This window comes from Pseudomonas sp. GW822-FHT02G04 (genome assembly GCF_058802085.1).
The window spans coordinates 56,323-70,644 of the sequence record NZ_JBXANU010000008.1 but is presented as its reverse complement, the minus strand read 5'-3'; the positions used below and the strand labels follow the sequence as shown (position 1 = coordinate 70,644).

Below are 14,322 nucleotides of genomic sequence, written 5' to 3'. Positions count from 1 at the left end.
GACTCAGGCAAGTTCGATCCAGTGCTGAGCACGGGCGACCTCCATGAATTGCTCGATGTCGTCACCGAGCTCGGGCACGCCGGGGAACTGTTTGTCGAGCTCGGCGATGATTGCCGCGACATCCCGCTGGCCATCGATCAAGCCGCCGATCAGCGCGGCGCTATCGTTGAGTTTGATCATGCCTTCGGGGTAGAGCAATACATGGCCTTTTTGTGCCGGTTCGTACTGGAAACGGTAGCCGGGACGCCAGGCAGGGGTTTTGCTGCGATCAAAACTCATAAGGTGATTCCTTTATGCCAGACCCGCTGTTCGGTCACGCTGTGGTACGGCGGGCGGTTCAGTTCGTAGGCCATGCTCATGGCATCGAGCATGCTCCAAAGAATGTCCAGTTTGAACTGGAGAATTTCCAGCATGCGCTCCTGACTTTCTCGCGTGGTGTAGTGCTGCAGAGTGATCGCCAGACCGTGCTCCACATCCCGGCGAGCCTGGCCCAGCCGCGTACGGAAATATTCGTAACCAGCCGGGTCGATCCACGGGTAATGCTGCGGCCAGCTATCGAGGCGCGATTGGTGGATCTGCGGCGCGAACAGCTCGGTCAGCGAACTGCTGGCGGCTTCCTGCCAACGGGCCCGGCGGGCGAAGTTGACGTAGGCATCCACAGCGAAACGTACACCGGGCAGCACCAGCTCCTGGGAGCGCAGCTGATCCGGGTCGAGGCCGACCGCTTGCCCAAGACGCAACCAGGCTTCGATACCGCCGTCTTCGCCGGGGGCGCCGTCATGGTCCAGCAGGCGCTGAATCCACTCGCGACGAATCTCGCGGTCCGGGCAGTTGGCCAGGATCGCGGCGTCCTTGAGCGGGATGTTCACCTGATAGTAAAAGCGGTTGGCGACCCAGCCCTGGATCTGCTCGCGGGTCGCCCGTCCTTCATACATCGTCACGTGATAGGGGTGATAGATGTGGTAGTAGGCGCCCTTGGCGCGCAGGGCCGCTTCGAATTCGGCGGGGGACATTGGGGTGTCAGTCATTGCGGTTCTCCGGGAACAACCGGTGGATTCTTTGGTGTTTGGTCGGACGCCTTCGCGGGTATACAGGGATAGCGCTATCCCTGTAGGAGCGAGCGGTGCGGCGATCCGACTTGCCCGCGAAGAGGCCATCCACTACAGCACAATACTCATGCCGTCATACGCCACTTCAACTTCGCGACGGGCCAGCTCCGCACGCTCTGGCGAATCCTCATCCAGAATCGGGTTGGTGTTGTTGATGTGGATAAGCACTTTGCGCTGTTTGGGCAGTTGTTCCAGCACTTCGAGCATGCCGCCGGGGCCGTTCTGCGCCAGGTGGCCCATCTCCCGGCCAGTGCGCGTGCCGACACCACGGCGCTGCATTTCGTCGTCGTCCCACATCGTCCCGTCCACCAACAGGCAATCACTGCTGGCCATGATTTTCAACAGCGGTGCATCGACTTTGCCTAGGCCCGGTGCGTAGAACAGTTTACCGCCGGTGCTCAGGTCTTCGACGATCAGGCCGATGTTGTCGCCCGGGTGCGGGTCGAAGCGGTGCGGCGAGTAGGGTGGGGCGGCGCTGCGCAGGGGCAATGGGGTGAAGCGCAGGTTCGGGCAGGCCGGGACGGTGAAGCTCTGATCGAGTTCGATACGGTTCCAGTTCAACCCGCCGTTCCAGTGGGTCAGCATGGTGAACAACGGGAACCCGGTGCTCAGGTCTTCATGGATCATGTCGGTGCACCACACCTGATGCGGGCAACCTTCGCGCAGGCTGAGCAGGCCGGTGGTGTGGTCGATCTGGCTGTCCATCAGGATGATTGCGCTGATGCCGGTATCACGCAGCGCGCGGCCCGGCTGCATTGGCGCGAAACTCTGGAGCTGGGCACGGATGTCCGGCGAAGCATTGCACAGCACCCAGTTCACGCCGTCATCGGAAATTGCGATGGACGACTGGGTACGCGCTTCGGCCCGCAGGCTGCCGTCGCGAAAACCTGCGCAGTTCGCGCAGTTGCAGTTCCACTGGGGGAAACCGCCGCCGGCGGCGGAACCTAGAATCTGGACAAACATGGCCGCTCCATCATTGAAAACTGAAAATAAAAACGCCCCGGCAAGCCGAGGCGTAGCACTGCATTCTCTACCAAACGGCAGAGCTTAGCGGCTGGCGAAGTACATGGTGACTTCGAAGCCGATACGCAGGTCGGTGTAAGCAGGTTTGGACCAGGACATAGGAACGCTCCTTCAGGTGGATGGGACAGTTGAGACCTATACATATAGTCCACCTCCAGTCGGAGATGTTCAGATAGTTAGGTGGCTATGTTACTCAAAATTACGGAGTGATTGGCTGTGAATCTTTGAGAAAGCTAATTGCAGCGCCGGTAATGATCATTTTGCCACTTGCCAACGCGTAGTCGGGCAAGGCCCGCTGGCCAGACAGCGCCAGCCGCCTTCGGCCTGATTCAGTCGCTGTGCCGCAGCCAGTAAGGCTTTGCGGTCGATCATCAGGATCGTTTGAGGTAGCAGCACCAGATAATCCGACGAGTGGCCGGCCAGTTTGCCTTGCCAGAGCAGTTCGGCGGCCTGGGCGTTGGGCAGGGCGGTACTGTCGAATTGATCGGCCAAGGCCTGGCGTTGGGCGATGAAGTTCAGCTCATCGAGGCTTTCGATCATCCCTTCCAGTTCGCCGAGGAATTGTTCGATGTGCTGCAACAAGTCCAGAGGCGCGACGCTTGGCGATTGCACGCCGAACAACAGCCCGGTCTGACCGTTTATCTGGCGCAGGCCGCTGAACACCGCGTAACCGAGTTGTAGCTCCACCCGCAGGCGTTGATAGAACGGTGTCTGGCACATGTGTGCGAGCAAACGCCAGGCAGCTTCGTCGGCGATGTCATGGGTTGCCGTCGGACAAAAGAGTAACAGCGCGTGTTCGCTGGAGCCGGTATCGACGGCGTTCCAGAGATACTGTGAGCCGATCGATAAAGGTGGTGTCGATTGATTGTCTGGGGTTCCCGGCACACGACTCAAGGCAAGCCCCATCGCCGCTTGCGTCTGGGCCGACAGGCCGGTGGCCAGACCATCCCAGCGCGCGCTCGACCAGAGTTGCTGCAAGTCATCCGAGGCTGCTTTGTGCTCAGTGCATAAATCGGGCAGCGCCTTGAGCAGCTGTCGAATTGGCATCAAAGGGATGGCCGTCGGTGCTTCCTGTGAGAAACGGGCATCAGGTTTTGTCAGCGCTTTTAGCACATGTTCGAGGACTGTTGGCATCGGTTCCTGCAGCCCTGTCAGTCTCAGCAGCCATTCATTGCCCGATGCGCTGAAGGAAACGTCGACACCGGCCTGACGAGCATCTTCGTGCAACGGCTGCAGGCTGTTTTCCAGATTCGCCTGAAGGCGGCTGTGAGGTGCGGATTCCAGGCGCCAGCGCAGATAAACCGCACCTTCATCCGTGTTGTCCGGCAATGCCTGACTGAACTGCATCGGCGATCGTTCGCGGCGACTGCGCGAGCGATCCTGGGCAAAGGTCCGCAGGCCGCGGTGGGCGCTGGTCTGGCCGCGAATCAAGCCGGCATTCGCGGCTGGAGTCTCGGTACGCAAAAACGGGTTGGGCGTTGGCAGTTGCCACTGGCCGGTGAAGTTATCCACAGCGCCGATTTGTTTCAGGACTGCCTTGAGGGCGATAACGCCCTGTTCGGATAACCCCGGTTCAAGTTGCTCGCTGTCCCGTTGGGCCAATTGCAACGCGCTGCTGACTTGCTGTTGGCGCTGCTGCAGGGCGGCATATTCTTCGCGCAATGGGGCCCAATCCTGACGGGAGGAAAAAAAGCCCAGCCAATCCAGAAGCCGTTCGCGGATCACGCTGCCCGATTGCGTGGCGTTTGCGGGCAGCGTGAATTCGATGTGCAGCAAGGCTTGCCCGGCGTAGCGGTAGAGCGGCGCGGCTTTCAGGTTGTCCGCCAGCCCGCTGTCTCGCAGCTGCGCCAACAGGCCGCCGGGTATTGCGGCGGTCAGCCAATGGCACAGGAACGCCAGCGCTTCGGGCGATGAGTCGGGCAGCGCTTCGAAGGAGAACAGCAGGTCCAGTCGACGTTCTCCAGCCTGTTGATAACTATTGGCCGAAGAGTCCATCAACAGGGTGGGCTGTGTCTGAGGGGCTTTTTCACCGGCGGGAATGGCAACGGCAAACGCCTGCGCCATCCCTTTCAATTCCTCGAGACTCTGTGGGCCGGCCAGGCTCAACGTCATCTGCCCGGTCTGATAAAACTGCTGATAGAAGTCTTTCAACGCTTGCTGAAACTCGGGCTGTGGAATCGGCAGGCTGTAACGGTTGCCAGCATGAAACGCCCGTAACGGGTGAGTCGCCGAAAGCCCATCGAACAGCGCGAATTGCTGTTGGGCTGTGGCATCCCGCGACCAGGCGACAAATTCGGCGTGCAGCACTTCCCGTTCCCGCCGCTGATCGTCCGGATTCATACGCGGATGGGCGAGCATGTCTGACAGACGCTCCAGCCCAGTGCTGAACGCCTGAGGCGGCAGTTCGAAAAAGAAATCCGTCGTCCGTTCGCTGGTGCGCGCATTCACCTGCCCGCCATGACCTTGCACATAGGCCATCAGCCCTTGCTCAGCGGGAAAGCGCTCTGTACCCAGGAACAGCAAATGCTCGAGAAAGTGCGCCAGCCCCGGCCAGGCCAATGGCACGTCGTGACTGCCGGCAGCGACCCGCAACGCCGCGGCGCAGCGCTTCAAACCAGGAGCATGGCGCAGCGTCACCCGCAGACCGTTGGCCAGGGTTTCAGTGTGAAGGTGGGGGTGATTCAGCGCAGGCATGAGCACTTCCAGAACAGAGAAGCGCTAATGCTAGCGGATTAGGGGGCGTTCTCAATGAGTTTCCACACTGCGCCGGGGAAACACATTGAGAACGCCCCTCTAAGTGGATCAGCGCTTGTTCAGCGCGTCGTAAAGCTCGGGACGGCGATCGAGGAAGTAGCGATTGGCGGCGCGGGAATCGATCATCAGCTGGCGATCCAGTTCACCGACAATCAGCGCTTCATCAAGGCCGGACTGGGCGATGCGGCTGCCATCCGGCGCGGCGATGCTGCTCTGGCCGCAATACTGGATCTCGCCCTCGCTTCCGCAGTAGTTGGCGTAAGCCACATAACACTGGTTTTCGAAGGCCCGCGCGCGGACGGTGACGTCGGCGATGAAATCGTAGGGAATCATGTTCGCCGTCGGCACCAGGATCAGCTCGGCACCGGCCAACGCCAGACGCCGGGCGTTCTCCGGGAATTCCAGGTCGTAGCAGATCAAAAAGCCAAGCTTCCAGCCGTTGAGTTCAACCAACGGAAACTCATCCGGCCCGGGGTTGAACATCGAGTGATCGAGGTCGCCGAACAGATGAGTCTTGCGGTAGTTGCACAGCCGCTCGCCATTGGCGTCGATCAACTGCACGGCGTTGTAGATCTGCCCGTCCTCGGTACGCTCCGGGTAGCCATACAGAATGGCGATTCCCGCTGCCTTGGCGATACGCGCGATTTGCTGCGCCGATTCACCGTTATGCACCTCCGCCAGCACGCTGACGGCGTCTATGCCGATGTTGTAGCCGGTCAGGAACATCTCCGGCAGCACCAGCAAGTCCGCGCCCTTGGCCTCCAGCGCCAGTTGATGCAGGCGTTGCAAGTTGCCTGCGACATCCAGGGGCCGCGGTGGACATTGGTAAAGGGCTACACGCATTTCGGATTCCTCTTACTCGGGCAGGGCGATCGGACCGATCTCGTTGAACACATCTCCTGGACCCGGGTTTTCGGCGTGAGTTTCACCGCCGAAGTGTTTCATGATGCCCCACACCGCGTTGAGCGAGGTCTGCACCGCGCCTTCAACCCAGGCCGGTGTCCACGAAACGTCATCGCCAGCGATGAAAATCCCGCGTTGCTCGGGCGGCATGTCGTCCTGCATGAAGTGCGCGTACATGCGCTGGTTGTAGCGGTAGTGACCGGGCAGCGCGCCTTTGAAGGCCCCGAGGAAGTGCGGGTCAGCCTCCCACGACACGGTGATCGGATCGCCGATGATCCGCGCGGCGATGTCGACTTTCGGGTAGATCTTCTTCAACGCATCCAGCGCCAGTTTCACGCGCTTTTCCACCGGCTGCGGAAGCATTTTCAGGGCGTCGCTCATCCACGAGTACGACAGGCAAATCACCCCAGGCTTGTCGTCACCGTTATCGAACAAGTACGTGCCACGGGTCAGGCGATCGGTGAGGGTCATGCTCATCAGGTCGCGGCCGGTTTCCGGGTCCTTGTCCTTCCAGAATGGGCGATCGACCATCACGAAAGTCTTCGATGACTGCATGTAGCGGGTGCGGTCCAGAGCCATCCACATCTTTTGCGAGAACAGGGTTTCGTCGCATTCGATCTGGGTGGTTAGCAACCAGCTCTGGCAAGTGGTCAGCACCGCTGCGTATTCGCGGGTGTCGCCCCAGTTGTCGGTGACCGCAAAACGGCCGCCTGCCGCGTGGGCAATTTTCTTCACGCCGGTACGTGGCGCGCCGTTGTGCAGCGAGCTAAGGCTGGTGCCTTCCGGCCAGTGCACGCAACGCTCCGGCACATGGCGCCAGATACCCTGCGGCACTTGTTCCACGCCGCCGACCACCAGGTGCTGGTGATCGTCGCAGTTGGTCATCACCACGCGGAAAATTTCCAGCATCGAGTTGGGGAAGTCCGAGTCCCAGCCGCCGGTGCCGAAACCAACCTGGCCGAACACTTCACGGTGATGGAACGAGAGCTTGGCGAAGGCTTTGGAAGTGGCGACGAAGTCGTAGAAAGTGCGGTCGTCCCACAGCGGCACCAGGGTGTTCCACAACTCTTTGAGGCGCGGCACATCGCGGTCGCGGATCGCCTGCTGGATCTCGCCGAAGCGCGAACCGTCTTCCAGGGCATCGGCCCAAGCGTCAGCGACTTCCTGGAACAGTGCAGGAAGATCCGCCAGTTTCTGTGCGTAATGGGTTTTGCCTTCCAGATCGATCACCGTGCTGCCCGACGCGGGTGTCAGTGGGTTCGGGAAGGGCTTGGTCTCGAGGCCGAGCTTGTCGACGTAGTGATAAAACGCCGTGGACGACACCGGGAAGCGCATGCCACCGAGCTCGGCGATGATGCCTTCGGCACCGTTGAACGCCTGGGAGCGTAGACGACCGCCCATTTTCGAGGCTTCGTAGACGACCGGTTTCAGGCCCAGTTTCATTAGTTCATAGGCGGCCACCAGACCGGCAATGCCAGCCCCGACAATCGCCACCTCGGCGCCGTGATTGTGCGCCGGAATGCTGCCCAGCCCGGCCGGGTGCTCGATCCAGTCGTCGAAGGCGAAAGGAAAGTCCGGGCCGAAAATGGTGACTGGTTTTTTACCGTCTGCAGGATGGCGATTGTTCTTGTTCATGGCTGACCTTGCTGGCGACCCGACGCAGGATGCGCGTCTGAGTATAGGAAAAGATGGCAGCCATTCTAGAGAGCGTAGAACACGTTAATAAGACGCAAAGTGTCGTCGTTTTGCTAATTGTTTTATCAATATGACGATGTATCACTACATATTGTAGGTGTGAGCAGTGCGGCGATCCGACTTGCCCGCGAAGAGTCCCGACCAGACACCGAAGGCCTCAAACCGGCTGCCCCCGATCAATCTTGCTGCTCAGGATGATCGAAGTCGTCGTCTTCTCCACCCCATCCACACTGCCAATCTGATCCAGCAACTGATCCAGCTGCTCCGGCGAATCGGTGCGCAACCACGCCACATAATCAAACTCGCCACTCACCGCACACAGCTGCTGCACCTGAGCCATGGCGCTAAGTCGTCGCAGCACTTCCTTGCCAGACCTCGGTTGCACCGTAATCCCGACGTAAGCCTGCAATCCGCCATCCACCACACGCTGACCCAGTCGCACACCGTAACCGGTGATCACCTTGGCCTTTTCCAACCGGGCCAGGCGCGAAGTAACGGTGGTCCGGGCGATGCCCAGTTGCCGGGCAAGCATGGCCACACTTTCACGGGCATTGATCTGCAGGGCGGCGATCAATTGGCGGTCGATTTCGTCGAGAACAGGCGGGCGAGTGTCAGGCAAAGGGGTATCTCCAGCGGTACAGAGCAATGGGCAGGCATATTACAGGCAGTCCATGCCCTCAACGGGTTAATTGGATGGACACAAATTGTCACTCGTAGTCGAATGCGCAACCAGGGGCTGTGAAGCGAGGGGATCGAAATGAAGAGCATGCCTGCGGCTCTGCGCGACTATGCATTGCAAATTGCCAATCACGAAATGGGGCATTACGTCGTAGCCCGAGCCCTGGGTTTTGAAACGGGCGATGTGACCCTGAAAGTGACCATGGGCCTGACGCATCATGGCGGGGCCTCCATTACCTTGACGCGGTCCATTTCGTCGCTCGACGCCATGAAGGAACATTTGGAAGCCCGGATAATGGTCCTCTTCGCCGGCGCCATGGCGCAGACATTACCGCCAAAGCATTCGCCCGAGAAACGCGTCGATAAGTCGAAAGCGGCAGCCATCCTGAACGGAGAGTTTGGAGCGGAACAGGATCACGCAAAAATAAGAGAATTGCGGTACTTGCTTCGAAATATCGCCTATCCCGATACGGATCCAGCGTCGTCCGACAGCATCATTGCTGAGCTGACAGACATTAATGATCGCTTGTGGTTGCGGACTCAACAAATCGTAGAGGCATTGGCCGATACGATTACTGGATTGGCAGGGCTTTTGGTTGAGCGCATGGTCATTGTGGAGCAGTGGGGGCGGCGGGCGGATACGTATGAGGTTGTGTTGACGGGTGAAATGCTTGAGCGGCTGGGGTCAGTGCAGGCGATCACTGAACGCACCATTCAGTAGCGTTTGGAGTTGCTCGGCGCACTCCCCGGCAGCTACCCGGTGCGTTTAATGCCCCCCCGGTTGCCAAAAATGCATTAAAACGCTATTGTTTACACGTCAGCACAGACCGGAACCTTGGAAGCAAGGGGTGTTGATTTCGGTGGCGTAAGCCACTCCTAGCCAGTGAGCGGGATAAGCGGGAAACCGCGAAAGGAGAGGCCGATATTGAGATTTACAAAAAGCCCTGATGCGAAAGCATCGGGGCTTTTTGCTTCCTATCAAACGGATTTCCCAGCATTCCGTATCTCAAGGATGTAGCGCACATTTTGCGGTTTCCCCTTGGGCAGCTTTGCCCGACCCCACTCAGCCACCTCGTACGCGGAAATCACCCTCAGCTTGAGAAGATTTGTGGTGCCTTGCGGTTTGCTGATCGAGAAGAAAATCGCATAGTCATGTAGATCCAGGCAGTAATATCGCTGACTGTTTTCTACGTAAAACGGAACGGCGAGCCCTTTAAAGAAACGTTTGTGGATGTATTCCGCTATCTGACAACTGCAGTGGTGCCGATCAGAGCAGAAATAACGACGCTCTCCTCTGTGTGTTAGCTGCTGTCCATTGCCTTTGGCATCTGTGAAACAATGAAATCCGAATTCGAATTTGACAGTGAGCTGCTCACCAGCGACCTCAAATACCAGTTCGAATGGTTGTAGGTGCTCCATACTGTACTGGCGTCCGCCAATTATTAGGTCTTTCCATTGCATTAGGTCGTCGCCGGACGCAGTAAAGAGGGGCGCATTTTAGTGGTGCTCCCGATAAAAATAGAGATACCCCGAAAAATCGGGGCGTGTTTCAAGGAATGTGCAGGCGCTATTCTCCGGACTCCGTCGCTGTCCGGGCAGGTCGCGGTGTCAGCACTTTCACCACATCATCAATCACCGCTTTGCTCATCGCCGTCAGGTAGTGTGCGGCCCAGGCGTGGCGGTCGGTGTCTTTTGCGTAGGCGGCGTCCTCGGCAAATGATTTGGCGAGGGATAGCAGGTCGGATGCCTGTGCCAATGCATTGACGATAGGTACGCCAGCGCTGACGTGGAACAGTGGCTGATCCGAGCAATAGGTGAAAGGCGTGAAGCCGATGGTTTTCAGTTCGGAAGCTGCGGGCGAATCTGTTTTGCTCATTGTATTGCTCCTTAACTCGAGGAGCTGCCGCATTCGTTACCACACGAATGGGTGGCAGCTGTACGCAGGGTGGTAAACCGGGAGTCAAGGAACCGGCAGACCCGAAGGTCTCCCACGCACAGCCGCCATAACACAGGAGTGCAGGCCTAAAAAAACGCCTGAAGTCGTGATGGGGGCGCTGTTGCGCTTAACCTCGCCGGGTTACCACATCCGATCGCTGCATTGGCAGCGACGTCCGGAGAGTATCCCGTCGAAGAAAAGCCCAACAGGCGGCAAAGTGCCCAAATGCGCCCATTACGCAATTCTCGGAGTTTGCCTACAAGGTCATCGGGCGTCATCCGATAGTTCGAAGCCTTCAGCAAAACAAACCTACATATCAGGTACGAAAAAGCCGCGCATTAGCGCGGCTTTCTTGTTTGGTGGGCCCACACGGACTTGAACCGTGGACCAAAGGATTATGAGTCCTCTGCTCTAACCAACTGAGCTATAGGCCCTCAGTAGGCCGCGGATTATAGCGACGGTTTCTCGGCTGTGCTATCCGAAAAATCCGATACGGCTATACGAAGAAACGTCGCGGCGAATTCGTCGGGGGAAAGTGGCAGGCTGACGATGTAGCCCTGGATCTGTTCGCAGCCTTCGGTGGTGAGGAATTGTTGCTGCGCATGGGTTTCGACGCCTTCGGCGATGACGGTGAATTGCATGCTGCGGCCCAGGGCAATGATTGCGCGGACAATCGCCGCGTCGTGGGGGTCGTCCGGTAGGCCGCGGACGAAGGACTGGTCGATCTTGAGGATGTCCAGCGGCAGGCGTTTGAGGTAGCTCAGGGACGAATAACCGGTGCCGAAATCATCGATCGCCAGTTGCACACCCAGGCGTTTGAGTTGATGCAGCACCGCCAGCGCTTCTTCGGCCTGGCTCATGATGAAGTTTTCGGTAATCTCCAGTTGCAGAAAATCGGGTTTGAGGCGGTTGTCCTTGAGCAATTGCTCGATTCGGCCGAGCAGATTCGGCTGGCGTAATTGAGCGCCCGCCAGGTTGACCGAGAGTGGACCGAGACACTCATAGACCTGATTCCACTCGTACATCTGCCGGCAGGCGGTTTCCAGTACCCAATCGCCGATTTGCAGGATCATGCCGTTCTCTTCGGCCAGGGGAATGAAGTGCTCGGGGGGCACATCGCCGAAGGTCGGGTGGTGCCAGCGAATCAGCGCTTCGGCACCGACCAGCCGATGATCCTTGAGGCTGATTTTGGGCTGGTAGTACAAAAACAGCTCATTGCGCTCGATGGCGCGTCGCAGTTCATGCTCCAGTGCCACGCGTTCGCTGGCCTGGGCGGTGAGGTCGCGGGTGTAGCTTTCAACCCGGTTACGGCCCTTGGCCTTGGAGCGATACATCGCGGCATCGGCGTTCTTGACCAGCGTGGCAACGTCGCAGCCGTCCTTGGGATACAGGCTGGTGCCGATGCTGGCGCTGATGAAAAACTCATGCTCACCGGCCTGGAAAGGCGCGTTGAAGCAATTGAGCAGCTTGGTGGCAATGTTGTCGGCATCGCTGGCCTGTTGCAGGCCGGGGAGCAGGATGATGAATTCGTCGCCACCCAGTCGCGCCACGGTATCGATATCGCGCAACTGCTCCTTGAGGCGCACGGCGATGCCTTTGAGCAGCAGGTCGCCGACTGGGTGACCGAGGCTGTCGTTGATGTGTTTGAAACGGTCCAGGTCCAGGAACAGCACGGCGCCCTGGCCACCGTTTTCCTGCTGGTTGTTCAGCGCTGTCAGCAGGCGGCTTTCGAACAGCGTGCGGTTTGGCAGGCCGGTCAGTGGATCGTGGTGCGCCTGGTAGTCGAGTTTGGCTTGCGCATGCTTGAGGCTGGAAATGTCTGCGAATACCGCGACAAAGTGGGTGATGAGTTTGTCCCGGTTGCGCACTGCGCTGATGGTCAGCCAGCTCGGGTAGAGCTCGCCGTTCTTGCGCCGGTTGGAAATCTCGCCTTGCCAATGACCTTCGGCGGTCAGTTGATGCCACATCGCCGCATAGAAGGCGCTGTCGTGCAGGCCCGAGGCGAGCAGGCGAGGGGTGTGGCCCAGTGCTTCGGTCTCGCTGTAGCCGGTGATTTCGGTGAAGGCACGATTGACCGCGCTGATGTGCTGTTGGGTGTCGGTGATCAAGACACCCTCAGCGGTGCTCTCGAACACCGTGGCGGCCTGTTGCAGTTTCTCCTGCATCAGGTGTCGCTCGGTAATGTCCCGGGCGATGGTCAGCATGCAGTCTTCATCGCCGATGGGCAGCGGACGGCTTGAAACCTCGCAGAGCCGGATCTGCCCGTCTTTGCGGCGGATGTGGCAACTGAAATCGCGGACGAAACCATCCCGGTGCAGCAACTCGAGCATCTGTTTGCGCTCGTTGAGATTGACCCAGATCCCCAGGTCCAGCGCCGACCGGTCCACAGACATCGCGCTGTTGAACCCGGTAATACGGCTGAAACCTTCGTTGACCTCCAACAGTAAGCCGTCGCTCTGCCGGGACAGCAGCAAGCCGTCGGGGGAGGCGTGAAAGGCTTTGGCGAATTTCTCTTCGGAGGTTTGCAGTTGTTGTTGGGTTTCCTTGAGCTGACTGATGTCTCGCACCACCACCACCAGGGCCGGGGTCGTGTCGAGGTCGAAAGGCTCGGCGGAAATCAGACCAGTGAACACCTGGCCATTGTTGCGGCGAAAGGGCATCTCCAGGTTGCGGATACTGCCGGCCTGCAATCGCTGCAGTAAACCCGGCCCCACGCCGGGTACGCCCCAGATGTTCAGGTCGGTGGCCGTCTCGCCTACGACGTCTTCGGCCTTGAGGCCGATCTGTTCCTCGAACGCCTCGTTGACTTCCAGCAGACAGCCGTCGGAAAGCCGTGCAATCACCAGAATATCCGGGCATTGCTGGAATACCGAGGCGAACTTCTGTTCCGACAGGCGCAGCGCCTCTTCGGTGCGTTTGGCTTCGCTGATGTCGATCATCAGCCCGCGCAGGACCGGTTCATGGCCGTGTTCGATCAGGCTGACGATATCGCGGACCCACAGGCAGCGGCCGTCAGCGGTGATGACCCGGTAATCGACGCTATGATCGCGCCCGGCCGCCACTTCACGGTCGCAGAAGGCCTGGGCCCGGGTGAGGTCCGCGGGGTGGATGATGTTGCGCCAGAAGCCCGGAATCAGCCAATGGGACAGGGGATAACCGAGGAGATCCTGGGCGTGGGGCGACACGTAACTGTAGGTGTAATCGCTGATCTGCGCTTCCCAGGCGATGGCTGAAAGACTCTCCACCAGCCCGCGGTAATGGTATTCGCTGCTGCGCAGCTCCTGTTCCAGGTCGACCCTGCGGGCAATTTCCGAACTCAGTCGGCGATTGATGCGGATCACCACTGCCAGCACGATCATCAGAGCCAATAGTCCTGGCAGGCCGTAAATCAGCACGTCGGACCAGAAGGTCCGATGATCCAGGACGTTACCGACCCAATGTTCCTGGATGGCACTGATTTCACTTGGGCTCATGTCTGCCAGGACTTTGTCCAGGATACTGACCAGCAGCTTGTTGTTCGGGGGGACGGCCATCGCCAATTGGTATCGGTAGGGCGTCTCACCGCTGACGTAGAGCCCTTCGAGCTTGAGCTGGCGCAGGCTCCAGACACTGGAGGCGAGATCGCCCACGACCGCGTCCACTTCGTCGGTAGCCAGCGCTTGCAGTGCCGAGCTGACATTGGGCATCGCCACCAGATTCAGGTCGGGATGCTGGGTGCGCAACAGTTCATGGGGGGCGTAGTTTTCCACCACGGCGATCTTCAGCCCGTACAGGTCTTTGAGTTTGCGCGGTTGGGGCCCTCCGACGTGGGCCAGAATGACAATCGGAAAATCGAGGTAGGGGCGGGTGAACGACAGATAGGTCTGGCGCTCGGGGGTCGACATGATGCCCGGCAAGATGTCTAGCTTGCCTTGTTTGGCCTGCTGCAGCACTTCAGTCCAGCTGACCGGTTCGATGGGCGTGAGTTTGATGGCCAGCCGTTGCCGGATGACGTTGATATAGTCTGCTGCCAGGCCCTGATAACGCCCATGGTCGTCGCGAAATTCAAACGGCGGCCACGACGCATCGACGCCCAGACGCAATTCCGGGTGAGCCGCCAGCCAGCTACGTTCTTCGTCGGTCAGAGTCAGCGCGCCAGCCGTTGCGGTCCAGGTCATCAGCGACAGCAAAAAAAGCACGGTCGACCATCTGGGCATAACGGTCTCGTTATGGCTTGGGGGAATG

General features: G+C 59.2%; 12 protein-coding genes and 1 tRNA gene. 1 reads left to right on the top strand and 12 read right to left on the bottom strand.

What is annotated here, in order from left to right:
* Positions 1–3: 3 nt before the first annotated feature.
* The 8 genes from pqqD to AC1RO5_RS13070 all read right to left on the bottom strand — a co-directional run bounded on the left by pqqD (position 4) and on the right by AC1RO5_RS13070 (position 8,103).
* A complete protein-coding gene (gene pqqD / locus AC1RO5_RS13105) occupies positions 4–279 on the bottom strand; it encodes a pyrroloquinoline quinone biosynthesis peptide chaperone PqqD (protein ID WP_493175331.1) in 276 nt (91 codons plus the stop codon).
* The gene (pqqC, locus tag AC1RO5_RS13100; RefSeq protein WP_493175330.1) at positions 276–1,028 is read right to left on the bottom strand and encodes a pyrroloquinoline-quinone synthase PqqC; all 753 of its coding nucleotides are present in this window, start codon (positions 1,026–1,028) and stop codon (positions 276–278) included. Before pqqC ends, pqqD begins: the two co-directional genes overlap by 4 nt.
* Before the next feature lie 132 nt (positions 1,029–1,160).
* Positions 1,161–2,072: a pyrroloquinoline quinone biosynthesis protein PqqB gene (gene pqqB / locus AC1RO5_RS13095; RefSeq protein WP_493175328.1), complete on the bottom strand. Its 912-nt coding sequence runs from the start codon at positions 2,070–2,072 to the stop codon at positions 1,161–1,163.
* Between the two features lie 84 nt (positions 2,073–2,156).
* Positions 2,157–2,231: a pyrroloquinoline quinone precursor peptide PqqA gene (gene pqqA / locus AC1RO5_RS13090; RefSeq protein WP_009045898.1), complete on the bottom strand. Its 75-nt coding sequence runs from the start codon at positions 2,229–2,231 to the stop codon at positions 2,157–2,159.
* Positions 2,232–2,387: 156 nt separating this feature from the next.
* Entirely contained in the window at positions 2,388–4,826 is a 2,439-nt protein-coding gene (gene pqqF, locus AC1RO5_RS13085) for a pyrroloquinoline quinone biosynthesis protein PqqF (RefSeq protein ID WP_493175326.1), read from the bottom strand.
* A gap of 108 nt (positions 4,827–4,934) precedes the next feature.
* Positions 4,935–5,729: a carbon-nitrogen hydrolase family protein gene (locus tag AC1RO5_RS13080; RefSeq protein ID WP_493175324.1), complete on the bottom strand. Its 795-nt coding sequence runs from the start codon at positions 5,727–5,729 to the stop codon at positions 4,935–4,937.
* A gap of 12 nt (positions 5,730–5,741) precedes the next feature.
* Positions 5,742–7,424: a flavin monoamine oxidase family protein gene (locus tag AC1RO5_RS13075; RefSeq protein ID WP_493175322.1), complete on the bottom strand. Its 1,683-nt coding sequence runs from the start codon at positions 7,422–7,424 to the stop codon at positions 5,742–5,744.
* Positions 7,425–7,641: 217 nt separating this feature from the next.
* Positions 7,642–8,103 carry an Lrp/AsnC family transcriptional regulator gene (locus AC1RO5_RS13070; RefSeq protein ID WP_007980298.1) on the bottom strand — a complete coding sequence of 154 codons (462 nt, stop codon included), beginning with the start codon at positions 8,101–8,103 and terminating at the stop codon, positions 7,642–7,644.
* 138 nt (positions 8,104–8,241) lie between these two features.
* On the opposite strand from AC1RO5_RS13070, the gene AC1RO5_RS13065 reads away from it, so the two are divergent.
* On the top strand, positions 8,242–8,883 hold the full coding sequence (locus AC1RO5_RS13065) for a peptidase M41 (RefSeq protein ID WP_493175320.1): 642 nt from the start codon (positions 8,242–8,244) through the stop codon (positions 8,881–8,883).
* A 257-nt stretch (positions 8,884–9,140) separates the two neighbouring features.
* On the opposite strand, the gene AC1RO5_RS13060 is transcribed toward AC1RO5_RS13065, so the two are convergent.
* The 4 genes from AC1RO5_RS13060 to AC1RO5_RS13045 form a co-directional block, all read right to left on the bottom strand.
* Entirely contained in the window at positions 9,141–9,623 is a 483-nt protein-coding gene (locus tag AC1RO5_RS13060; protein ID WP_493175318.1) for a YjaZ family protein, read from the bottom strand.
* 106 nt (positions 9,624–9,729) lie between these two features.
* A complete protein-coding gene (locus AC1RO5_RS13055) occupies positions 9,730–10,038 on the bottom strand; it encodes a DUF3077 domain-containing protein (RefSeq protein WP_493175316.1) in 309 nt (102 codons plus the stop codon).
* Positions 10,039–10,455: 417 nt separating this feature from the next.
* A tRNA-Ile gene (locus AC1RO5_RS13050) sits at positions 10,456–10,532 on the bottom strand.
* A 15-nt stretch (positions 10,533–10,547) separates the two neighbouring features.
* Positions 10,548–14,294, bottom strand: a complete 3,747-nt coding sequence (locus tag AC1RO5_RS13045; RefSeq protein WP_493175314.1) for a bifunctional diguanylate cyclase/phosphodiesterase — start codon at positions 14,292–14,294, stop codon at positions 10,548–10,550.
* Between the last annotated feature and the right edge of the window lie 28 nt (positions 14,295–14,322).